This is a genomic window from Acinetobacter sp. YH12227 (genome assembly GCF_013417785.1).
Lineage (GTDB): Bacteria > Pseudomonadota > Gammaproteobacteria > Pseudomonadales > Moraxellaceae > Acinetobacter > Acinetobacter gandensis.
In genome coordinates this window covers 1-24,287 of the sequence record NZ_VPDH01000050.1, presented here as the reverse complement: position 1 = coordinate 24,287, position 24,287 = coordinate 1, and the positions used below count along the sequence as shown (strand labels likewise).

The 24,287-nt window shown below is 41.0% G+C and carries 23 protein-coding genes; 5 read left to right on the top strand and 18 right to left on the bottom strand.

From position 1 onward, the window contains the following. Positions 1-9 precede the first annotated feature (9 nt). Entirely contained in the window at positions 10-306 is a 297-nt protein-coding gene (locus FTV09_RS18105) for a hypothetical protein (RefSeq protein ID WP_257222886.1), read from the top strand. Positions 307-318: 12 nt separating this feature from the next. Further along, the gene (locus tag FTV09_RS18100; RefSeq protein WP_281181682.1) at positions 319-591 is read left to right on the top strand and encodes a DJ-1/PfpI family protein; all 273 of its coding nucleotides are present in this window, start codon (positions 319-321) and stop codon (positions 589-591) included. Positions 592-613: 22 nt separating this feature from the next. Here the strand turns inward: FTV09_RS18100 and FTV09_RS11635 are convergent, their stop codons facing one another. After that, entirely contained in the window at positions 614-814 is a 201-nt protein-coding gene (locus tag FTV09_RS11635) for a hypothetical protein (protein ID WP_067764150.1), read from the bottom strand. 184 nt (positions 815-998) lie between these two features. Next, positions 999-2,672 carry an acyl-CoA dehydrogenase family protein gene (locus tag FTV09_RS11630; protein ID WP_180058401.1) on the bottom strand — a complete coding sequence of 558 codons (1,674 nt, stop codon included), beginning with the start codon at positions 2,670-2,672 and terminating at the stop codon, positions 999-1,001. Positions 2,673-2,764: 92 nt separating this feature from the next. On the opposite strand from FTV09_RS11630, the gene FTV09_RS11625 reads away from it, so the two are divergent. Next, a complete protein-coding gene (locus FTV09_RS11625) occupies positions 2,765-3,370 on the top strand; it encodes a TetR/AcrR family transcriptional regulator (protein WP_067764153.1) in 606 nt (201 codons plus the stop codon). A 204-nt stretch (positions 3,371-3,574) separates the two neighbouring features. On the opposite strand, the gene FTV09_RS11620 is transcribed toward FTV09_RS11625, so the two are convergent. Further along, a complete protein-coding gene (locus tag FTV09_RS11620) occupies positions 3,575-4,699 on the bottom strand; it encodes an alpha/beta fold hydrolase (RefSeq protein WP_373684981.1) in 1,125 nt (374 codons plus the stop codon). A gap of 982 nt (positions 4,700-5,681) precedes the next feature. Here FTV09_RS11620 and FTV09_RS11615 point away from each other — a divergent pair. After that, the gene (locus FTV09_RS11615; protein WP_180058399.1) at positions 5,682-7,202 is read left to right on the top strand and encodes a catalase; all 1,521 of its coding nucleotides are present in this window, start codon (positions 5,682-5,684) and stop codon (positions 7,200-7,202) included. Between the two features lie 81 nt (positions 7,203-7,283). Here FTV09_RS11615 and FTV09_RS11610 read toward each other — a convergent pair whose 3' ends face one another. The 9 genes from FTV09_RS11610 to hcaE form a co-directional block, all read right to left on the bottom strand. Then, positions 7,284-8,339 (bottom strand): MBL fold metallo-hydrolase, encoded by a 1,056-nt coding sequence (locus tag FTV09_RS11610; protein ID WP_067764155.1) that lies wholly within the window; start codon positions 8,337-8,339, stop codon positions 7,284-7,286. Positions 8,340-8,396: 57 nt separating this feature from the next. Further along, a complete protein-coding gene (locus FTV09_RS11605; protein ID WP_180058398.1) occupies positions 8,397-9,338 on the bottom strand; it encodes a cation diffusion facilitator family transporter in 942 nt (313 codons plus the stop codon). A gap of 271 nt (positions 9,339-9,609) precedes the next feature. After that, positions 9,610-10,521 (bottom strand): DMT family transporter, encoded by a 912-nt coding sequence (locus tag FTV09_RS11600; protein ID WP_180058397.1) that lies wholly within the window; start codon positions 10,519-10,521, stop codon positions 9,610-9,612. 283 nt (positions 10,522-10,804) lie between these two features. Continuing rightward, a complete protein-coding gene (gene hcaD / locus FTV09_RS11595; RefSeq protein ID WP_180058396.1) occupies positions 10,805-12,040 on the bottom strand; it encodes a 3-phenylpropionate/cinnamic acid dioxygenase ferredoxin--NAD(+) reductase subunit in 1,236 nt (411 codons plus the stop codon). 11 nt (positions 12,041-12,051) lie between these two features. After that, positions 12,052-13,014: a 3-carboxyethylcatechol 2,3-dioxygenase gene (locus FTV09_RS11590; protein WP_180058395.1), complete on the bottom strand. Its 963-nt coding sequence runs from the start codon at positions 13,012-13,014 to the stop codon at positions 12,052-12,054. 65 nt (positions 13,015-13,079) lie between these two features. Beyond that, entirely contained in the window at positions 13,080-13,898 is an 819-nt protein-coding gene (gene hcaB / locus FTV09_RS11585) for a 3-phenylpropionate-dihydrodiol/cinnamic acid-dihydrodiol dehydrogenase (RefSeq protein WP_067763930.1), read from the bottom strand. A gap of 2 nt (positions 13,899-13,900) precedes the next feature. Beyond that, positions 13,901-14,227: a 3-phenylpropionate/cinnamic acid dioxygenase ferredoxin subunit gene (gene hcaC / locus FTV09_RS11580; RefSeq protein ID WP_067763933.1), complete on the bottom strand. Its 327-nt coding sequence runs from the start codon at positions 14,225-14,227 to the stop codon at positions 13,901-13,903. After that, positions 14,227-14,745 carry a 3-phenylpropionate/cinnamic acid dioxygenase subunit beta gene (hcaF, locus tag FTV09_RS11575; RefSeq protein ID WP_067763936.1) on the bottom strand — a complete coding sequence of 173 codons (519 nt, stop codon included), beginning with the start codon at positions 14,743-14,745 and terminating at the stop codon, positions 14,227-14,229. Before hcaF ends, hcaC begins: the two co-directional genes overlap by 1 nt. Then, the gene (gene hcaE / locus FTV09_RS11570) at positions 14,742-16,109 is read right to left on the bottom strand and encodes a 3-phenylpropionate/cinnamic acid dioxygenase subunit alpha (RefSeq protein WP_067763943.1); all 1,368 of its coding nucleotides are present in this window, start codon (positions 16,107-16,109) and stop codon (positions 14,742-14,744) included. Before hcaE ends, hcaF begins: the two co-directional genes overlap by 4 nt. Positions 16,110-16,388: 279 nt before the next feature. On the opposite strand from hcaE, the gene hcaR reads away from it, so the two are divergent. Next, complete coding sequence (gene hcaR, locus FTV09_RS11565; protein WP_180058394.1) at positions 16,389-17,294, top strand: DNA-binding transcriptional regulator HcaR; 906 nt, start codon at positions 16,389-16,391, stop codon at positions 17,292-17,294. A gap of 405 nt (positions 17,295-17,699) precedes the next feature. Here the strand turns inward: hcaR and FTV09_RS11560 are convergent, their stop codons facing one another. The 6 genes from FTV09_RS11560 to FTV09_RS11535 form a co-directional block, all read right to left on the bottom strand. Next, on the bottom strand, positions 17,700-18,557 hold the full coding sequence (locus FTV09_RS11560; RefSeq protein WP_180058393.1) for an alpha/beta fold hydrolase: 858 nt from the start codon (positions 18,555-18,557) through the stop codon (positions 17,700-17,702). A 284-nt stretch (positions 18,558-18,841) separates the two neighbouring features. Then, positions 18,842-20,128 (bottom strand): OprD family outer membrane porin, encoded by a 1,287-nt coding sequence (locus tag FTV09_RS11555; protein WP_180058392.1) that lies wholly within the window; start codon positions 20,126-20,128, stop codon positions 18,842-18,844. A 603-nt stretch (positions 20,129-20,731) separates the two neighbouring features. Continuing rightward, complete coding sequence (dmpG, locus tag FTV09_RS11550) at positions 20,732-21,751, bottom strand: 4-hydroxy-2-oxovalerate aldolase (RefSeq protein ID WP_180058391.1); 1,020 nt, start codon at positions 21,749-21,751, stop codon at positions 20,732-20,734. An 11-nt stretch (positions 21,752-21,762) separates the two neighbouring features. Continuing rightward, entirely contained in the window at positions 21,763-22,659 is an 897-nt protein-coding gene (locus tag FTV09_RS11545) for an acetaldehyde dehydrogenase (acetylating) (protein ID WP_180058390.1), read from the bottom strand. Between the two features lie 25 nt (positions 22,660-22,684). Continuing rightward, positions 22,685-23,482, bottom strand: a complete 798-nt coding sequence (locus FTV09_RS11540; protein WP_180058389.1) for a 2-keto-4-pentenoate hydratase — start codon at positions 23,480-23,482, stop codon at positions 22,685-22,687. Between the two features lie 393 nt (positions 23,483-23,875). Continuing rightward, positions 23,876-24,287 (bottom strand): IS5 family transposase (locus FTV09_RS11535; RefSeq protein ID WP_180058388.1); only part of this gene is annotated, 412 nt, incomplete at its 5' end.

The following is a 24,287-nucleotide window of genomic DNA, read 5'->3' as shown; positions in this document are numbered from 1 at the left end:
ACCAACTGAATGAACGTAGGTATCTTATTATTCAACGAAGTTGAAGTCTTAGATTTTGCAGGCCCTTTTGAGGTATTCTCAATTTGTAGCGGGTCAGATCAGCAAAAATTATTTAATGTCTTTACCCTTTCTGAGCAGCCTGAAATTACGGCACACAATGGTCTACAAGTGAATAGCCATTACACCTTAGACACGCCCCCACATATTGATCTATTGGTCATTCCAGGTGGTCTCGGTGCGGAAACTATCGAGATGTATAACCAGCGGTTACGACAATGGCTGCTGCAGCGCCATGCACAAACTTAACTAACTTTTTCGATTTGTACTGGTGCATTTATTTTGGCAGAAGCAGGCTTGCTGAATGGTTTAAAAGCCACTACACACTGGATGGATATCGCACGCTTGAAGCAAGATTATCCGCAAATTGAAGTGCTCAGCGATGTGAAATATGTCGATGAAGGCAAAATCATTACGGCTGCGGGAATTTCTTCGGGGATCAATGCATCGCTTTATATTGTGGCCAAATTGCATGGCCTAGAAATTGCAAAGCAAACAGCGAAACGTATGGAATATGATGTGGAATTTGTTTAAATAGATGTAGAAGCCGAATCATTTAGTAGACTAAAAACTGAGAAAATACACTGAAATAAAAAGGGAGATAATCATTCGAATATCCCCCTTTTTTGTGCTTTGCATAGCCGCGTTTTGCATTTTTCTTTCGATCTACAAAAGTTTGGCTTTTGTTAAAATCGTTCATGTGTTTTGCCACAAAGTTGCGAACTTCAACTTCAGGCAGGACTTTTTTCTTTGCCATTTGCATTCACCTTTTTGCCTATACAGCACCCTCGTGCTGTAGTGCATATATTGGTCTATTTTTAGATTTTTTCAAGCACTTTCCTATGGCTTTTTGATACAGCATAGTTAGCCGCAAATCCATAAAAACTTTGCTTTTCCACATTCCCCCCCCTCTCCCAAAGGGAGAGGAAAATACGTTGCATTTAACTTGCGAAAGCCCTTTCCAGCAAACGCTCCACATCGACCATTTTGGCGTCCAACATCCCCACTACTTGCCCATGTTTAGCGCTATAACGGCTTTGAATAAAACCTGCTGCCACATAGTCAGGTGCATATCTTTTTAATAATACCGCTTGTGCCAAGACCGTTAAGCGACTGACCAAACTGCGCCCCATAAATTGTAAATCTTCAGGTGACTGATGAAATGATTTAAACAAGTCTTGTAATTCGGTTTGCAGGGTTGCATCTGTATTTGCTGTGGCGGCTAAATCTTTAAATAATACTTCGATGGACTCAGCATCACGTGCAACTGCACGCAGCACATCCAAACACATAACATTGCCTGAACCTTCCCAAATGGTATTCACAGGTGCTTCTTTAAAAATGCGCGCCATGATGCCGTTGTCTACATAGCCATTGCCGCCAAAGACTTCCATCATTTCACCACTCAGCTCTACTGTACGCTTACAAATCCAGAACTTAGCAGCTGGGGTCATAATACGCTTCCATGCCACAGACAAAGCATCATCGGATTCATAACACTGCGCCAAATGAAAACTGAGCTGAGTGGCTGCTTCACTTTCTAAAGCTAAATCTGCCAAAACTGCACGCATCAATGGTTGCTCAATCAATAATTTACCGAAGGCTTTTCGCTGACGCGTATAAGCAATGCTCTGCACGAGGGCTTGGCGTAGCATGGCACTTGAACCGACTGAACAGGTTAAACGTGTATAATTGGCCATTTCAATAATAGTCGGTATCCCACGCCCTGCTTCGCCAATCATGATACCCCACGCATTTTTAAATTCGACTTCTGAACTTGAGTTGCTACGGTTACCGACTTTTTCTTTTAAGCGTTGCACCTGAATTTGATTTTTGCTGCCATCTTCCAACCAACGCGGCACAAAAAAGCAGGCTAAACCGTCTTGCTCGGTTTTTGCCACCACCAAATGCGCATCACACATCGGCGCAGAGAAAAACCATTTGTGCCCTGTGAGTAAATAAGCTTGGCCTCGACCTGTTTCTGTAATAGGTACAGCAAGGGTTTCATTGGCACGCACATCCGATCCACCCTGTTTTTCTGTCATCCCCATACCGAGCCAAATCGACTTTTTCTGTGCAATCGGAACATCACGCTCATCATATTCGGTGGATAAAAGCTTCTCACCTATTTTTGCCCAAAGTTCAGGTTCACGTTGTATGAGTGGAATACTACCCAGCGTCATCGAATTTGGGCATAAGTTGCCACACTCGACCTGCCCCGCTAGATAAAAACGCGCTGCCCATTCAACCCATTTACTTTTAGAATTCGGCTGATTGAAAGGATGTGCATGGGTATCAAACTGGCGGTTTAGACTCATCCATTTATGCCATGCGGGATGAAATTCAATGTAGTCTTTCCGGCGTCCACGCGCATCGAAGGATTGTAAAATTGGAGTGTGGCAATTTGCGAGATCTGCATATTCATAATATTCACTAGAACCTACAGCTTTGCCCATTTCGCACAAGGTAGCCTGATCATGACTTCCATAACGTTTTAATATTTCGTGTAAAACCGTATCACTGGAAAATAGATTGTAGTTTTCCAATTCATCAAATTGATTCGTAATTTGATGGGTCATCCATGCCTGATCGAATGTCGGATTTGATGTCTGCATTGTTTATATTTCCTGCTTGTTCTTATCTCCATTTCATTTCAGTATAGACAATTATTTACTGCTATATGTTCGGCTTTTCTTGGCCTATCTTTATGAAACATTCTGAGATAAACGTACGACGTAAGCCTCGTCAATCACGCGCCAAGCTCACGCAAGAGGCATTGCAAGAAAGTTTTGTTCGGCTTTTGCATGAACGGCCTGCCGACAAAATTACCATTCGTGAAATTACTGATCTCGCAGGTGTCGGTTTAGGCACCTTTTATGAGTATTTTTCAAAAAAAGAAGATTTGATTGCGCTGACTATTCATTTACATGTGAAACACAATGCCGAACAGATGAAAACTTATGCACAATCGCTGATGAAGTTATCCACAAATTTGGACTTATCTGCTTATGTTCAGCACATGATTCATTTTCAAATTAAGCAAGTTAAAGCACAGCAATTTTTATGGGCACAGGTATTTTTGTTAGAACGACAGATTTCTAGTATTGAAATCTATCAAAAAAGCTATGCCATGATGGTAGAGATGTGGCGCACGATTTTGACACATTTTAAAGCTGAAATTGCGCTTGATCGGCTGGCGTTGAATTTTCAGCGAGTGTGTTACGGATTTATTTCGCAGAGCTTGTTAGTAACCCCTGAGTTTGCGAAATGGCATGATTTAGAGCGAGATATAATTCATATGTTGCGCGATTAGACCTCACGGACAAGTTGCTGACGTTTCAAATGCATTGGTTAATAAAATAAAGTCATGTTATTTATAAAAAAACCGGCTCTTAAACCGGTTTTTTTAGATATTTAGGAAATTTATTTTTACGGCAGAAGAAAATCATTCATCACTTTGCTTATCCGGCAATAAAAGTGCTTTAGAAGTTAAGCTTTTATTGCCAGCTAACTTATCTCATTTACACGCCTTTGCAATGCTACCGTGTTCTAAGCTCTTTAAAAACTCAGCCGTATATTTCGGGCTATGGCGTAATGCATCTCGATGATCGCCATTTGGGATCGCATGATAGACCGCTGGCAATTTTTGTTTGCACACTTGCTGGTAATAACTTTGTGTATCGCGATGATCGACCAAATGGTCTGCTGTACCCTGAACAAACATCAATGGTACGGTTGGCTTCATATATTCAATCGACTGTCGTTTTAAGTAGCTTAATAAAGGTTTTAAGTCTGTATCTTTTTTAAAGATTGGCTGAGGTGCTTGTTCTAACTCAGTTTGTAGTTCTGACAAACAGCGTTTACGGGCCTGATTTAGTAAAGACTGCATATCTGGACTAACCAGTTGATCTACATTGATCGATGGATCTGCTGCGGCTGCTCCCAACAACACGATTGGGAAAAATGCCGCTACATTGGTATCTGGATTTGGATTGGTTTGTACGTATTCAGCAATGCCTTCATATTGATAACCACCCGGTGCCAAGGCGATTGCAGCTTTAAGATTCAATTCAGGCGCATCTTTTTGCCCCTGAGCTGCAACCGCAATAGCAGCTGCACCACCTTGACTATGCCCCATCACCACCCAATCTTTATTAAACTGCTTCGGCTTCCAAGAATGCAATGCACGCACAGAATCCACCACATTATAAACTTGACTCGCTGCATTCATATAAGGATGCATCCCCGGTGTACCCAGTCCTTGATAATCTGTTGCAATCACCGTATAGCCACGCATCAACCAACTGTCGAGTGCACCATCAATGACTTCTTGCAAACTATGCACAGGCCCACCTGCATAATCACTTGATGGAGCACATGTATCAGCCACACCAGTCGTGCCATGTGCCCATGCCAATACGGGCCAGCCTTGTTTAGGTGCTTGTCCTTTAGGTAGTAAAATATAACCCGAAGTCACAATGGGTTCACCATTAACCCCTCGACTACGATACGTGATCACATAACGTTGCCCAGCATGTTGATATGATGTAGGAATCGATTCACGTTGCAGTGACAACATCGAACCTGGCAACAATGCTGCAATATTGTTTTTAGTTTGAGAAATATCAGCTTTAGGCATCACTGTATCTGCCGCATACAATTCAGTTGCACTTAAGCCAACAATTGAGCCAGCAATGACTTAGGCGCTGGAGAACTTTGATAAATATTTTCTTTGATTCAACATAATAAACCTCTGAACGTTCATTCAAGTTACACGTTGTTTATCTAAAAATAAGAAACTCATAATCACTGTTTATTTAATTCTTGTCTTACAGCTACATATCTATTTTTTACAAACTATAAATGGTGCTTTCAACCCTCTTTTCAATTAGCCCACTTTTTCAATTCCGCTTAGCCCTAATTAAAGGCTTTTTATAAAAAGTCCAGCTTAGTACATAAAATCGTTTTATGTATTTCGTAAAAGTTAAAGATAGCTGTACCAACTGGCATCAATCCATAAAAATTTATTTACATTTTTTTAAACGACGTAATCCACTTGCCAATATTTCTTCAGCTGTATTTTCAGCATATTTAAGTATTAAATAATGTCTTTAATGTTGAAAAACGCTCCAATATTAATAGCTCAAAAATGTCTTTCATTAACTAGAATCAGCTAAAAAAACCTATATTAAGACTAAAATCCATAATAAAAATATGGATTTAATTAGTTCGTCCTCTTCTACCTATCATAGCAACATATTTGAGTTTAATTCATCGATAAAATATTAAAACAAAATATATAAACATATAATTTAAATTCAACAACTTGATTCATCGAATTAACCATTTATTCAAAACTATTTTTCCATTTGTCAAAAGCCACAGAAAGCTTTAGAGTCAATAAGTATATAAAGATTTTTAAGCTTTTAACGGCTACAGTTTTATGACTTCTCTTCGATTGATTGCTGCTTGAAAAATTTTAGAATGAGAGAAAAACTGTTGTCACATTATCACTTTAAAATGAATTAACAAAACGGTTAATGTCATGTGCTGTTGAGCGTGTTATCAATTGAAAAGTTATAGCTCCCAACTTTAATACATGATCATAATAATGGAGATACTCAATGAGCGACGACGTTAAAAAATGTCCTGTCACCCACCTAACAACTGATGCTGGTGCTCCTGTTGTAGACAACCAGAACAGTATGACGGCAGGTGCACGTGGTCCTTTACTTGCCCAAGATTTATGGCTTAATGAAAAACTCGGTAATTTCGTTCGTGAAGTAATTCCAGAGCGTCGTATGCATGCTAAAGGTTCTGGTGCTTTCGGTACGTTTACCGTGACTAACGATATTACCCAATATACCCGCGCTAAAATTTTCTCAGAAGTTGGTAAAAAAACTGAACTTTTTGCTCGTTTCTCTACCGTAGCGGGTGAGCGTGGTGCTGCAGATGCAGAACGCGATATTCGTGGTTTTGCCCTTAAATTCTATACTGAAGAAGGTAACTGGGATTTAGTTGGTAATAACACGCCTGTCTTCTTCCTACGTGATGCACGTAAATTCCCTGACTTAAATAAAGCAGTGAAACGTGATCCAAAAACCAATAAGCGTAGTGCAACAAATAACTGGGATTTCTGGACTTTACTTCCTGAAGCTCTACACCAAGTTACGATTGTGATGTCTGACCGCGGTATTCCAGATGGTTACCGTCATATGCATGGTTTTGGTAGCCATACCTTCAGTTTTATTAATGCCAATAATGAACGCTTCTGGGTTAAATTCCACATGCGCACTCAACAAGGCATTAAAAATTTAACCGATGCTGAAGCTGAAGCGATTATTGCCAAAGACCGTGAAAGCTCACAAACAGACTTGTTCGATGCAATTGAACGCGGCGATTTCCCGAAATGGAAAATGTACGTTCAAATCATGCCTGAACTTGATGCAGAAAAAGTACCTTATCACCCATTCGATTTAACCAAAGTATGGCCTAAAGGTGACTATCCATTGGTTGAAGTGGGTGAATTCGAACTCAACCGTAACCCTGAAAACTATTTCCACGATGTAGAACAAGCCGCGTTTGCACCAAGCAACTTGGTTCCAGGCATTAGTTTCTCACCTGACCGCATGCTGCAAGCGCGTTTATTCAACTATGCGGATGCTGCACGTTACCGTGTGGGTGTAAACCATTACCAAATTCCTGTGAATGCACCACGTTGTCCTGTTCACTCGAACCGTCGTGATGGTCAAGGCCGTATGGATGGTAACTATGGTGCAACACCGCATTATGAACCAAATAGCTTCAGCCAATGGCAAGAGCAACCACAATACAAAGAACCACCATTGAAAATTACTGGTGATGCTGACTTGTGGGATTACCGCGAAGATGACAGCGATTATTTCAGTCAACCACGTGCATTATTCAACTTAATGAATGCTGAACAAAAACAAGCATTGTTTAATAACACTGCTGGTGCAATGGGCGATGCACTCGACTTCATCAAATATCGTCATATCCGTAACTGCTACGCTTGTGAACCGGCTTATGGTGAAGGTGTTGCGAAAGCATTGGGCTTAACCGTAGCAGATGCGCAAGCTGCACGCGCAACTGATCCAGCTCAAGGTAACCCAGGCCTACTTTAATACTTTAAATAAATATAAAAAACCACCTTTCGAGGTGGTTTTTTATGGCATTAAATATTTCAATTAACTTCTAATTCATCCTTAAACAATCAATTTTTTACCTTCATGTAAAGTCAAAAATGGATTCATTAATTTTGAAGTTTTGCGCATCGCTTTGTGTAGATCATGCTCAGGTTGTTCGCGTGCTTCATCAGTCAACTGAAAAGTGCGATAGTGCATTGCCAGGGAGCATTTAGATTGTAAATCCTTATGCGCTTGAAATGCTTCTTCAGGATTCATGTGCAAATAGGTCATTAAACGGCGTGGTTCATACGCCCCAATTGGTAGTAATGACACCCGTGGTGCACCTAGACGGCTATAAATTTGCTTAAAATGCGCTGCATAGCCCGTATCTCCTGCAAAGAAGAAATGACCTGTACTATGAACAATTGAAAAACCACCCCATAAGGCATGATTTTGATCACGCCAGCCACGTCCTGAACCATGCTGTGCAGGCGTATAGACAATGCGTAAATCCTCAAACATTTCCGACTGCCACCAATCCAACTCGATGACATTGAGATGTTCAGGTAGATAATAGCCATTACCTAATCCTGTATAGATTGGCATTGCAAATTGTTCATGTAACCAATTCAGCGTCGCTAAATCCATATGATCATAATGATTATGACTCAGTAAGACACCATGAATCGTTGGTAGTTCTTCTAAAGCAATACCTGCAGGACAGGCACGACGAGGCCCTGTGCCCTGACGTGGGCCTGCATACTCAGCCCAAACGGGATCGGTCAAAAAGTTATAAGGTCCAATTTGAATTAAAACGGTGGCATGGCCCACAAACCAAACCAACCAATCATCCATTTTCGCCAATGGACGGTTTTGTGGAATGCTCCGCGAAGCAGCATAAAACTGCTGATACTCTTTCTCTCGATCCACTTTCCAAGTATCACTTTTACGCGTCATGATCCATTTCAGCATATCTTTTCGGGTGAAAGGCTCAGGATTGCGCAGTGTATTGAAAAACTTTTCCCCATTAAAATGGTCACTCGCCAGATAATCAAAGACTGGCTTGGTCCATGTATGCTTCATACAACTTTCGGTTGCGATTTGAAACTGAGCTTTTTGTGTTTTTGGATTCATGTATTTTAAATTCATTCACTGAGCTGACAGATTTTGCAAAGTTGAAGACTCTGCGACCTACTGTTCAAGACGACCTTTCATACGTTCCTGCCAGACCACTTTAGACTGTGGTTTGACAAAGAGTGCCACAATTTCAGGGTGAAGCTGTTTAATTTGTGCTTCAATTCTGTTGACGCATGCTTCAATCTCATCTGACGTTAAATTATCTTTAAATTCAAGACTCAATGAGGCAATGACTTGATGTGCGCCCATTTGCTCTGTTAATACTCCGTTAGCAGAATGTACAGCTGGATCTAGTTCCGCCACGTTTAAGACATTATGCCTTAACTGTGGATCGGCAGTTTCCCCCATAAGCAATCCTTTAGTCTCACGTGCCAACAAAATCGCAGAGATGGCCAATACCACGCCAATTAAAACCGAAGCCAAACCATCAAGCATTGGCATATTCAGCGCATGTGATAAATAAATACCAATCAAAGCAATGAACAAACCGATTAATGCAGCTGTATCTTCAAACAAAACGGTAAAGGTCGTGGGATCTTTACTGCGTCGAAATGCTTCGAAATAACCTTGCTTACCCTTTACCTTTCGAAAGGCTTTGAGTGCCACAAACCAAGACGTCCCCTCACATAAAATCGCAATGCCTAACACAATATAGTTAATCATTGGGTTACTCATGGCTTCAGGGTGATAAATATGATGAATCCCCTGATAAATTGAGACGATTGCGCCTAATGCAAAGACCAGTAATGCCACAATAAATGCCCAAAAATATAACTCCCGTCCGTAACCAAACGGATGTCGCGAGTTAGCTGGCTGCTGAGATTTCTTCATACCGTACAGCAGTAAGACTTCATTCAGCGTATCGACCACTGAGTGAATTGCTTCACTGAGCATGGCCGAACTATTCGTGATATAAGCAGCGACAAACTTTACCAGTGCAATCGCTAAATTGCCGAAGAGCGCTGCATAAACCACGATTTTATTGGATTCAGACATTCAAATTTGTCCTAAACTTATTGTTATCAAACAGATCTATTTGATTTTATGGCTCATTCCATAGTACTCAAACTGACTGTTGCTGTTGTTTGTTATTTTGTTGTTTTTAGAGCAAGTGTCGATTGTTTCATCAGTTTATAAGTTGCTTATATTTAAAATGTTCCATGTGAAACCTCAGACTATTCCGAAATAATTGAACCATTCAAAATATGAAAAATACACATAAAAAAGGAAGCCGCAGCTTCCTTATAATTCTGTAGATGTACGCCGTTCAACGTACTTTATTAATATATTGCTCGCGCCACTCTTTCCAAAAGTACATCACAATACCAAACATCACGACGACGATCCCAATAAAGGCATTGGAGCTAATATATTCACTGTTCAACGTCGCTCCCAAAACCAATGCTATGACAGGTGTCATCACATTACTGAGGGACACTGTTGATGCCGCCAAACGTTTGATCAGCCAGAAGTAACACAGCATCGCCACAATGGATGACATGATCATAGTAAAGACAAAACCTATCATGGCACGGCCACTTGGCAATTCGGTTGGAAAATGCTGCCAGATAAAAGGAATGATGAGTACCGAACCCAAGGCAGAAACAATCAGAGAACCTGTTGCCTGAGACATCGGTTTTAACGGTGCGTTAATCTGTTTCACCCAAAAAATCGAACTGATATATGACACCATACTGATTAGCATCAGTACAACGCCAATTGGATTGACTTTGCTATCAGCAGAATCTGCAAAGACAAAAGTTAGACCACCCACTGCAACCGCCATGCCCAACCACTGCAAAGCGACCAATTTATGTGTTTTTAAAATAACATGCCCAATCAAACCGGCAATTAAGGGTGAAAAACCAAAAATCAGTGCCATTAAACCAGAGGTGAGATAATTGGCTGCGAGATAAATAAACAACTGTGCGCCAATCAAATTCAAACTCCCAGCCACATAACTTTTTAATGAGGTTTCATCAAACGGCAAAGGATCACGCATCAATTTCAACAGAAACAGCGCAATAATAGATGCGCCGAAGTAACGGATAATCAACACCCACATCGGATGTATTTCCTGCACACTCCACACAATCGCGAGCGGCGTCGTCGCCCAAATCAGTACCAAAAGAGCATATATACTTGCCGTCACCAATATTGGCGTTGAGTTTGAATTCATAAATTGCTCAATTAAATTTATCAAAAAGAACTGAACTCAATTTATGTTCAATCCGGTATCAACAATACTGATGGCGGCATGGATGCCGCCCGATCATTTGGAATACACGGAAGTATCCCCAAACGATCAAAAGATTTTTGTTACTTTTAATCTTTTAAAAGTAAGGCATCGCCTGCGCAAAGGCATATAAACCAAAATGTAATGTAAGGCCGTGACGCTAAAACTAAAGACATAAAAAAACAGACCTACGTTACCGTAAGTCTGCTCCTCTTAGACATTCAGCTTACTTTACAAGTTTACGTAAATCTTGGCTTAAATCTAAATATTTATCCGCTTCAAACGCCGTATTCTTGCTAATCAATTTTTTCAAATGACGCATCTCTTTCGCAGCATTCACAGTGATACCACCAACAATGACACCGTCAGTTACACCAAACAATACAAATGAAGATTCAGCCGCCAACTCAGGTTTAATTTCACCACGAACGATCCATTCGCTTGCAGCCATATCACCTACAAATTGATAGTTGATATTCAATTGATCTGTCCAAAACCATGCTGGGTTTGGTGTAGGATGTTCTACATCCATTACATGACGAGCAAAGATACCTGCTTGCAAGTTCGCATTTTCCCAAGTTTCGACACGACGGTGGTTACCACAGTCACGAAGCTGAGTCGCAACGTCACCCGCTGCATAAATATCTGGATGCGAAGTTTGGCAGTTATCATTCACTTTAATGGCAAAATCAACGTCTAAACCTGCATCAACCGCAAGTTGAGCATTTGGCACAATACCAATACCGTAAACTACAGCATCTGCACGAAGTTCTTCACCGCCTTCAAGCGTGATCACCACTTCTTCGCCATCAAGCTTACAGTCAGCAATAGAAGTCGAAAGACGAACATCTACACCTGCAAGACGTTGTTGAGCCAATAAAAATTCACTCAATACGCGTGGAGATGAACGCCCCATCACCATTGGACCCATTTCAATCACGGTCACGATACAGTCTTTAGAACGTGCTGAAGATGCAAGCTCAAGACCAATCACACCACCGCCGATCAATACAATACGGCGACCCGCTTGTAATACAGGCACCAATGCTTGTGAATCTTCAAGGTTACGTAAGGTATAAACGTGTTTACCCAAAGCATCGAAATTCGGTAAACGGCGTGCTGCACCACCAGTTGCTAGAAGCAACTTGTCAAATGCAACAATTTCACCATTTTTCAGTTCAACTGTTTTCGCATCGCTATGGATTTTCACCACTCCATTGCCACGAATATGTTCAACACCGAGTTCTGCCAATTTTTCTTCTGACAGAATTTCGATTTTGGTCTCTTCAGGTTTTAGAATTACGTCTTTAGACAAAGGCGGACGTTCATAAGGAAGATGTGTTTCATCACCCACCAAAATGATTTTGCCTTCATACTTGTTCGCACGGAGTTCTAAAATGGCGCTAGCACCAGCTTGACCAGCTCCAACAATAACGATGGTTTCGATACCATTTTGGCTCATGGGTTTGTTCCTTATTTCAATTCTGCAGATACGATGCCGAAGCCCGCAATCCACTCACTAATGTCTTCGTAGCAATGTGTTGTCATGTCGTATTCGCCCACTTCATGTAGTGCAGCAAAAGCAGCCATCCAAGAACGAACTTCTTGACCGCCACGACCACCTTCAACACGAATTTCAGCTTCAGTCATTGCTTCAATGGCAGCAAAGTCAGCTTTGGCAAAAGTATCAAGCAATGCACGATCCCATTCTGGGTTTAAAGGCACTGCGACAGAAGTATCACCCGCTGCGAGTTTTTGACCGACAGCAATGATTTTGCCTTGACGTGTATTACGTGCATCAATTGTTGGATTACGACCTGCAATCAGGAATTCTTCCACTTCTGGTGGAACTGAACCCATTTGCGGCGTTGGTGGATCATGAGACAAACCACCTGTACCCAAAACAAGTACACGTTCATTCTCTAAGTTCAATGATTTAATGAACTGACCGACAGCACGACCCAAAGCGACTGTACGCTTGGTTGTTGGCATCGGTGCAGCTGCACCATTGATAAAAATTGGAATCGTTGGATAACGATCAAGCTTGCCACCACAAAGGAAATGTAATGGTTGAGTCACACCGTGGTCTGCCTGCATACGATAAGAGTATGCAACATCAACACCTTCATCCAATACGCGACGAACCAGACTGATTGCTGTTTCTTCAGGCACATTGATGTGGTCATTGTCTTTACCATAATCCCAATCACCTGCTGCTTTGGCACGAATACCGACGCAGAAAGATGGCATGAGGTCATAGAAGAAACCATTGAAATGGTCTGGACCAAAAGTAATGATCAATGTTGGATTATAGTCTTCAACTTCTTTAGCAAGTTTGGCAAAAGTTTCGCGAACTTTTTCCTCTTTGTATTTCTCTTGCGGAGAAGCGAATTCCATTAGGGGACTGTGCGATGCACAAATAAGTTTAACGGCCATAGGTGACTCCTAAACGGAAGGCAGCCAAGACGGCTGCCGAGTAAGTCCTTTACGTATTTGGCGAATTAAATCTCGTCAAAGAAGCCAGCACGTGGTTGACGTAAACCACGGATACCCAGACCACATTCAGCATTAATTAAAACACCAGTTAATGGGCGGTTGTTTTGACGAGAAGCCAATAACACGTATGAACCAGTCATATCTTCAGGTTCGGGTAAGAAATTGAGCGGCATGCCGCGTGCAATCTTCTCAGGATCACGTGCATCGAGTAGACCGAGGTTTTCTTGGCCTAAAGAAGCAGCACCTTTGATGTTTACATTCATACCCGACGGAGCAACAGCGTTCACTCGTACTTTAGGCGCAAGTTCATAGGCTAATTCTTTCATAATCCCAACGCCAGCATGCTTAGACGCTGTGTATACAGGGCCTCCGCCTGCCGAATACAGTGCTGAGTTAGACAAAGTAAATATGATAGAACCTTCCGAAGCTATCAATGCATCAAGTGCAGCTTTGGCACCTAAGATGAGAGATTTGGTGTTAATACCCATAATCTCATCAAAAGCTTTTTCCAGCTGTTCACCCGATGTATTGACGATATCTGCGTAATGATCCCAGATACCTGCGTTTCCGACGAAACAGTCAAGTTTGCCATAATGTTCTACAGTTGCTTGAACTGCACGAACATTATCCTCATAGCTGGCTACATCACCTGCGATCGCAAGCACGCGGTCACCAAAATGTTCTTTCAATGCATCAACTTTCGATTGAGAACGTTGAAGAACAGCAACTTTTGCACCTTCTTCTAAGAAACGTTCAACCAATGCCCAGCCTAAGCCTGAACCACCACCGGTAATAAGTGCAACTTCGCCTTGTAGCCAACCCATGATTACTCTCCTGCCATCTCTACGTATAAAGCACCATCTTCAACAATCACAGGGAATGTTTTGATAGGATCTGTTGCTGGTAAGCATAATGCTTGACCAGTTTTCAAACAGAATCGAGCCGAATGAAGTGGACATTCAACAGTGCCATCATCTTCAAGGTAACCTTCAGACATTGAAGCATTACCATGTGAACAACGGTCGTTCATCGCGAAAAATTCGCCATTGTTGTTGAATACTGCAAGCGCATCGATACCGTTAACGCCGCAATCTACTTTCAATGCTTCGCCTTCGTCTAATTCGTCAACTTGGCAAACAAAAATCTTATTCATTAGAAGAACACGCTCAGGTTATGTGAGTTGTAAGTCACCTGATCAAGGGTAATCTTACGGTTGAAGATTTCGAAACCTTGCTCAGTGTCGACTTTGCGGATCTTGTCGTGACGCTTACCACAGTAGATTGTTACATCTTTCTCTTTCTGGGTACGGTACAACAAGTACGTTACGTAAACGTCATATTCGCCTTCAACTTCAGTCGCTTCAACAATCACATTTGAAACCATGTGTGTTGTACGTGAAGGAGGTTCTTCAGCCCAAGCCATACCTGTCTCTAAACGAGCTACACGGCGTTCCAACAAATCTTTAGTATCGTTAAATACCCAAGTTGTTGGCGGCTCAATCGAACGACGACGGTCACGTGTTTGCGCGTTTGGTGTTGTGCGTAGCGTATAAGAAATATCTTCCGCTAATACAGCTAACCAATCGCGGAACTTCCAATCGTCAAGCAATTTTGCTTCACGATAAAGAAACTGACTAATTTGGTGATGGAGTTCTAAACTAATTTGACTCATTTCATAAGCTCCTTCTCATATTCGTCAGCCGCAGCTTCAACGTCTTCCCATTTTTCATGAATCAATAGGTCAGCCCAACGACGGTACATACCACGTGCAGCTGTTTCTGAGAAAATGTAGTTGGTGATACCAGGGATACCATCTTCACGTACTTTCTCGTTACCTTTACCCATTTCCATAATCAATTTGTTTTGACGGGCTTTATAACCACGTAAAACTTTTTGAATTTCAATCCAGTTCTCAGAGTCATCTTGCTCAAGGAAACCAGCAGGACCGAATGCGCGAGTCGCAGAACGCTCAAATGCTTCTTTCACTTCTTGAGATGCTTCTGCGTCTGCAATACAGAATGCCCATACTTCAGTTTTGTTTGGACCACGTGGGTGCCATACACGAAGCGTTGCAGTACCGTTCAACCAAGACAATGTTGGGAACATAGTGTTGTGACCAGCAAGACGTAATGCACGTACTTCGCCTAAACGCTCTTTAACTTCATCAAATGTTTCACGGAAGTAGTTTGCAACTTCACCATCCACCCAAACGTTTGCATCTGGTTTTTCTGTGAAGAAGAAGCCTGAACCGTGACCACGTGAACCGTATTGGATCGCGTCTTTCGCAGTTTCCCATACAGGACGAGCAGTTTGTGCTGCACCTAATTTCTTAGATGATTCGTCATCTGGTTTTGCACCCAAAACTTGGATTGCAGATGCGTGAGAGAACAATGCGTGGTATTGGTCAGATGCGAACTGTTCAGCTGCAAATTTCCAGTTACACTCGATTTCCCACTTGTGTACACCACCGATAATTTCAGTACCACCTGGACGACGGTCAAGAACACCATCTAAGTACCAAGCGATATCGCCCATGTATTCTTCTAGGTCAGGTGTTGTTTCATCCCAACAAGCGAATACTAAGCCTTTGTATGATTTAACACGGTTAACTTCAACAAGCCCCCATTTCTCTTTACAAGCACCGTGCGGGAACGCGCGGTCTTCAAGAGGGATATCTTTTAAAGAACCATCAATGCCATAAGACCAGCCGTGGTACGGGCAAGTAAATGCACGTGTATTACCACAGTCCGCGAAGCTCACACGCATAGAGCGGTGACGACATTGGTTTAAGAATGCTTTGATTGAGCCATCTTTTTGACGTGCAACGATGATTGGATCTTCACCCATGTAGGTATTGAAGAAATCACCAGCCTTAGGAATTTGGCTTTCATGGCATAGGAATAACCATGTACGACCGAACACACGTTCTAATTCAAGTTCGTAGATGTCTGGATCTGTATAGATAGATGGCGTGATACGTCCATTTTGTGCATCGACTAAAGCATCGATTTCGCGCACATCAATTTTTCCACTCATGAAAAGCTCTCCTGTGACCATAAGGCACAAAGTAATAGACTCAACTTTTCAACGATGATGGATTTTAGAGCGATTTTCGGGAAATATTTATTTTGTTTTAATTAAGAGATTTTATGGATTATTACGGTAGGATTTTTTTATAGACAAACCGTTTTCAGCTGACCAAGACCATTTATTTGCTGAATGGCAAAATAATCTACACGCAATAGTTGTTTATAGATTATACTGAATCAACTTAATAGTAAGACATTTTTTGGATTACTCTACGGGCTGAATTTTATGGAATTACGACACCTACGATACTTCATTACCGTTGCTGAAGAACTCAATTTCAGTAAAGCTGCGTTGAAACTTTATACCGCTCAACCCTCTTTAAGTCAGCAAATCAAAGACCTTGAGGAAGATGTCGGCGTTCGACTTTTACACCGTACTAAACGTAAAGTTGAACTCACAGAAGAAGGTGCCGTATTTCTTGAACAAGCACGTTTGACACTTGCTCAAGCAAACAAGGCTGTAGCCATGGCACGTCAGGTTTCGCAAGCTAAACAACAGATGTTGCGCATTGGTTTTGTGCCTGTAGCTGAGATGAAAATCTTTCCTTATGTACTGCCAAATCTGCGTGTACAAAACCCTGAGTTAAAGATTGAATTATTGAGTTTAAACAACCTTGAGCAGATGAAACTGCTACAAAAAGGTGAACTAGACATCACTTTTACACGTAACAACTTCCACAATGATGAAGTGGAAAGCCAGTTTGTATTACGTGAACCTTTAATCTTTATTTTGCCAAAAGATCACCCTTTAGCGAAGTATGAACGTATCCCTGTAAAAGCCTTAAACGGGATCGATTTTATTATCCCTGCACGTGAGCAATCAGGCACATTGCACGAAGTAATTTTAGGCTTCGCTGCCGCACATGGTATTCAATTCAATATTGTTCAAAAAGCCGACAATATTTTGTTTAATATCAACTCAATTGGTATGGGTTTAGGCTGCACAATTCTACCTGGTTATATCGCACCATTGACCATGAATAACACGGTGATTCGCCCATTAGATGTCGAATTACCCTACCTCGATTTGTACGTAAGCTACCGTAAAAATTCGACTTCAGTCGCAGTAGATAAGTTCCTTGAGCTATTAACCAAAGTTTTTTACTTGGATATTAATCGCGAACAGCGTTAATTTTCATCAAATCAAAAAATGAAAAAACTGCACCATTATTTTTAAAATGAATAATGGTGCTTTTTTTTGTCCAATTTAGCCTTATTTTTAATCGTTCAAAGCTTTTAATTGACGCTTTTTATCTATCAGTGAAAGTGTGTTTATGGGAAATAACTTATAAATTTTAGTTTTGATATTTATAAACTTAGCTAAAAAATGCCGTTTTACAACTTAAGTCTAATAAGTAAAACCATATTCCCTACTATTTATATGGATTAATTTTCATACTTTTCTCAATACATGAGACTTATTTTGACACCTATTAATGAGAATAATACTCATTTAAAGTATTTCTGTCAAAAGATTTATATAAAAAAAGGATGGCAAAACCATCCTTTTTTTGAATTTCATGTCAGTGACAAGAAATTACACACCACGCGCTTTTAAATAATCTTTAATCACGGTGTTGAATTCTTCTGCTTTTTCAACTTGAGACCAGTGGCCACATTGGCTGAAAATATGCGCATCAGCATGAGGAACGGTATTCAAAATATCCCAAGTACGAGATACAGGAATCACCACGTCTTGTACACCGTGAATCAACAATACTGGCACAGTAATGTCTTTCATTTTTTCGAAATCTAATGGGAATTCGAAACGGTCACGGTCGCGTGCGCCAACAACATCCATCAAACGATTTGATGCATAGTCATTTGCAGCAGAAGCGAAACGTACTTTTACTAATTCATCAGTAATCAAGTCTTTGTTTACAACAAACATAGACAAAGTTTTCTTGATCCCTTCTTCAGTTAATACTGGGTTTGCATGTGCTTTAAGTGCTGCAGTTTGTTTCGCACCACCTGTACCCATAGAAACGATACCCAAAATACGCTCTGGATAGTCAAGCGCCATTTGGAATGCCAACCAGCCACCTAAAGAGTTACCCACTAACCAGGTTTTTTCGATACCCAAAGCATCTAGCGTACGGATCGCATGGTCCACCCAGGCACGAATACCATATTCAGTGTTTGGCGCAACCACAGTTTGGCCATAACCAATGGTATCAATCGCGATGCAACGTGCTTGCTCACCAATTTGTGGCAGGTTTAACCACCAGTTTGCCGCAGCAGATACACCTGTGCCTGAACCGTGTAAAAATAGAATAGGCGTACCTTCACCAATTTCGTGGTAATGGGTCAACTCACCTTCAGCAGTTTCAATCCATTTGTCTTCCAAGCCAAAGAACGGATCTGTTTGATAGTCAGGGATTTGAACAGTGCTCATATTACTTCCTCTTACAGTCTTTCGCTTGCGTGTCCCTCTCTTTTCAAGAATTCGACGTCAAGTTGACTCATTAAAATGACTTTTTTACATCCTTATCTTAACCGCTCAAGACGGGTCAACTGATACAAAATTACGATTGCACACTACAAAATAAATATAATTTAAGTTTATGTTTTATATGGTTATTTTAATATCAAAATCCTTATTTATTTTCAGGATTTAGTTTATGTGCAGATAGAAAAACAGCGCTACACCGGATAGCGCTCTTGATCAAGGCAGCAGAATTAGAACTTATAGGTATAAGTGGTTGCTACACGGTATTCCTGAAGGTCTGGTTTTGCTGGATTTGCAAAATTCACATCAATATACATGCCCTGTACGCCTAAACCTTTTAATTTACCTTCTGGCACAGTGTAATTGACGATTGCATTCACTTCATCCGTATTGAAGTTCTGACCTTGATATGCTCCGGTACCTTGCTGATCATAGCCTTTGAAATAAATCGCTGTTGCATTTAGTCCCTTCAAGCCGACTTCAGAAAAGTCATAACCATAAGACACATGCCATGACTTTTCTTCCGGTGCTGTGAAAGTTGCGACTCCCCAGTTTGCCAAATAAGGCTGTGGCACCCAGCCTCCCAATGTCGGGAATGCACTGTCACCAAACATTTGCTGATAACCCACACCGACCGTATGCGTACCATGATTGATTTTTGCAGCTACCGATAATGCCTGGTTGTCGATCTCACCATATAATTTATCGCCAGATTCGGAGTTATTGAAATAACGCACATGACTATCTAATTTGGTTTTTTCACCTAACCCGATTTTGTAACTCACACCCAGATAATGCTGCTGGTAAATGTCTTGAACATCGGCATACCAGTAGCTCGCACCTACTTCTTTAGTAAGCTGATGGTCTACACCTGCAATCCACATGCCATCCGATTCAGGACCTAAATCATAATGTCCTTTTGAAACACCATCCGGCAAAGTTTTACCTGGAGCAAATAAAGTTAAGTCACGGAACTGGTTATCATAACGGTTGTTAATACCATCAATATAAGCCAGAGTGAGTTTAGTATCTTTAAGCTCTTTCGACTCCAACCATGCACCACTATAAGTCGTCAACAACTGACGTGATGGATCGAAAACTAAAACTGGAGAAACAGGTAATAATTCACCTACTTTCAATTCAGTTTGAGATACTTTGGCTTTTAATGTCGCACCAACCTTCCCAAAATTATCTTTTGATTCTTTGCCATCATGCGGCAAAATCCAGTCTGGATTTTTATCACGCGCATTCAATTTGAATGCATGTTGTACCAAAAGATCTGCACCTACTTGAATGCCAGCACCAATATCTTGGTAACCTGACTTCGCATCCAAAGTGATCCCTTGCGACCATGAACCCCAGTTCGCTGCAGGATTTTCTTTGATTTGGCGATCAAGATAGAAGTTTTTAAATTTTAATTGCACTTGGCTATCGTCAACAAAATCTGCATAAGTTGCAGAAGTTCCTAATGTTGCTGTCGCAGCAAGAATTGCTATCCATAAATTTTGACGACGCATGGCTTATTTCCCAGTAATCAAATTAAGCTATGGCACCATCATGCTAAACAATGCTCTTTTTAAAAATCCGACTACAGTATTAAGGTTTCAGCCAAAGCTCTACTCTTAGGACTGTTTTACTCAAAGTGACTATTTTTCTTTAGATATTTAAGCAATAAGTCATTTTCACTGTTTGTACCAAGCGATTTAATTAAATGCCTGTTTTATTAAATCAAAATTCTTTTTTTTATTTTATATGCAATTACAAGTCAGTTATTAATTGCTTTTAAGTTTAATCAAAATGGTTATCTGAGATTCATCCTCATTTAAATTATAAGATAAAACAATCACATCATATATTTATTATATAAATATCAAATACTTAATATCTGGCTTAAATTTAATTTAATGCTGTTTTTCATAATTTTTTCAATATGTTATTTAAGCTTAGTGCTTAAAATGAAATGAACCGTGAGCGCATAATGAACAGACCCAACTTCATACTGACAATAATATTAAAATTCACCTACACATCATCCTCGATCGCAAATTTCAATGCGGTTGCTAAGAGCTATAAAAAAAGCGCCCTTTTGGGCGCCTTTTTAAACAGATACTTAAATCAAATTAAGCATTTGCTTCTTTAGCTTTAGACATTGTCAACGCTAAATCTTCAATCATGTCTTCTTGTCCACCAACTGTACCACGGCGACCAAGCTCCATGAGGATTTCACGCGCAGAAACGCCATATTTAGCTTCAGCACGTTTAGCAAACAATAGGAATGATGAGTAAACACCTGCATAACCTAAAGTTGCCGCATCACGGTCTGCACGAATTGGGTTGTGCATCATTGGAATCACAAGATCTTCAGCAACGTCTTGTACTTTGAACAAATCAACGCCAGTGTCCATACCCATACGGTTAGCAACTGCAATGAACAATTCAAGTGGCGTGTTACCTGCACCCGCACCAAGACCAGCAGATGCTAAATCGACACGTACTGCACCAGCTTGAACCGCAGCAACAGTGTTAGAAACACCCATACCTAAGTTGTGATGACCGTGGAAACCGAGCTCAATGCTTGGGTCCAAGTGTTGACGTAAATGACCAACACGATCGATGACATCTTGAGGAAGCATATAGCCTGCTGAGTCAGTGACATAGATACAGTTTGCACCGTAAGACACCATCTTGTTTGCTTCTTCAAGCAGTTTTTCAGGAGTCGCCATGTGAGCAAGCATTAGGAAGCCCACTGTGTCCATGTCTAACTTACGCGCAGCAGTGATGTGCTGTTCTGAGCAATCCGCTTCTGTACAGTGCGTTGCAACACGAATAGTAGAAACACCAATTTCATGCGCCATTTTTAAATGGTCAACCGTACCGATACCAGGTAGAAGTAATGCAGAAATTTTTGCATTCTTCATACGTGGTACAACAGCTGTTAAATATTCTTCGTCAGTCGCAGCAGCAAAACCGTAGTTGACGGATGAACCGCCAAGGCCGTCACCGTGCGTGACTTCAATTAAAGGTACGCCTGCATCATCAAGTGCTGTTGAAATCGCAATCATTTGCTCAACAGTGGTTTGATGGCGCTGTGGGTGCATACCATCACGTAAAGTCATATCATGAACAATAATCTTAGACATGAGGTTGCTCCTTAAGCTTCTTCTTTATTGAAAACGTGTTCTGCAAACATTTCTGCAGTACGTGCAGCTGCTGCTGTCATGATGTCGAGGTTACCTGCATATTTCGGTAGGAAATCGCCAAGACCTTCAACTTCTAAGTAAATAGAAACACGGTTGCCATCAAATACTGGACCATTTACAAGTTTGTAACCTGGTACGTATTTTTGAACCTCGAGGATCATCGCGTGAACAGATTCAATGATCGCTGCTTGATCCGGCTCGCCTTCTACTAGACAGTGAACAGTGTCACGCATCATCAGTGGTGGCTCAGCCGGGTTGATGATGATGATTGCTTTACCAGCTTTTGCACCACCAACTTTCTCGATTGCACCCGCTGTTGTACGCGTGAATTCGTCGATGTTTTTACGTGTACCTGGACCGACAGATTTAGTCGATACAGTTGCAATGATTTCACCATACTCAACAGGCTGAACGCGAGATACCGCAGCAACCATAGGAATCGTTGCCTGACCACCACATGTCACCATGTTCACGTTTGGCACTTCACCAGCAGACAAAAGTGCTTCAAGGTTTACTGGTGGTACGCAGAATGGACCAATCGCTGCAGGTGTTAAGTCAATCATTAACACGCCAAGTTCGTTTAACTTGCGGCTGTTTTCAGCATGTACATATGCAGACGTTGCATCGAATGCAATTTTGATGTCATCTTCAAGAACGTGAGGAAGAAGACCATCTACGCCTTCAGCAGTGGTTTTCAAACCCATTTTCGCAGCACGAGCAAGACCTTCAGAAGTAGGATCAATACCCACCATCCAAACTGGCTCTAACCATTCGCTACGTTGTAATTTGTAAAGCAAATCAGTACCGATGTTACCTGGACCGATCATTGCACATTTAATCTTTTTCATGAATGTACTCTCTTTGAATCTGGGATTATTCAGCAGCGAAAGCAGCTGTTACAGAGCCGAAGCCTTCAATTTCAACTTTGAATTCATCGCCTGGGTTTGCCACAACCATTGGCCCTAGCGCACCTGTTAAAATGATGTCACCTGCAAGTAATGGACGACCACGACGTACCATTTCATCTGCAAGCCAAACCGCAGCATTCATTGGGTTTGCAAGACATGCTTTACCCACGCCTTGAGACACAACTTCTTCGCCACGTGTCATGATCATTTTGCAGTTCACAAGATCAAGGTTTTCAAGTTTTACAGGCTTTGAACCCAATACAAAACCTGCTGATGAAGCATTGTCAGCAACTGTATCAATCAAAGAGATTTTCCAGTTTTCAATACGGCTATCCACAACTTCAATGGCAGGCAACGCATATTCTGTTGCGCTGATAATGTCTGCATAGGTGTGTTTATCTTTGGTCAAGTCTTGGTTAATCACCAATGCAATTTCTGCTTCAACCTTCGGTTGAATAAGTAGACCTGCTGGGATTTCTTCACCATCGCCATAAGCCATGTCTGCGAACAACATACCGAAATCCGGTTGATCCACACCAAGCTGCGCTTGAACAACTTTAGACGTTAAACCAATTTTACGGCCCACTAAACGGCGACCTTCAGCAAGTGCACGTTTGGTATTTTCTTCCTGAACGGCATAAGCGATATCTACATCTGCACTTTCACCACCAAGTTGTGGGCGAATAGGTGCAATCGCAGCTTGAGATAATTCAGCGTTACGTAAAGCTTGCGCAACTGATTCAACAACAGCAGAATTCGACATCAATGTTTCCTTAAACTGCAAAAAATGGACTTATAGCGCTGTGACAGGAATTAGAAGTTGCCTCGGTTCAGCATCTGCAATCGGCTTTGCTGACCGTCCTTCACATAAAACGCATCTATCTTTAAACCGCTTTAGAATCAAGATTTTCAGCTTTTCATGCCAATACTTATTTTATTTATGACTATAGTTAAATCCTATAATTTCAGTTGGTTTTATTGATTAAAAACAAAAACATAAAGTTATTTTTCTAAATATTAAACTACCCATAAAGCGCCGAAAAATTCATCTTCCTGTTAAAAAAACAGTCATCTACGACTAAAAGATTAGATTATTCGTTTATTTTTCATCCAAACACACATACAACTATTGAAAATATTAGGGTCTGTTGACATTTCATAATGGTAGCCAAATAAAGATACAAGCTAAGGCAACAGAATTTTCATAGCTTTGCTTTAGCTTGTCATAGCGTGTGGCAATTCCTCTAAATTGCTTTAATCTAGCAAAGGCATTCTCAATTAAGTGCCTGATTTTATAAAAATACCAATCCACATGATCATTATTTGAAAGCGTATTGGATTTCTTGGGAATATTAGCTTGAGTCCCCGTTTTTTCTATCTGTTCTCTCAAGGATTCAGAGTCATACCCCTTATCGGCACAGAGAATTTCTGTCTCATTCAGGTCTATGCTATTAATTAATTTCGGTGCCACTTTTACATCATGGGTCGTACCATCCTCTATCAAAAACTGAACAGGGTTCCCATGAGAATCAACTACCAAATGAATTTTAGAACTGTTTCCACCGATA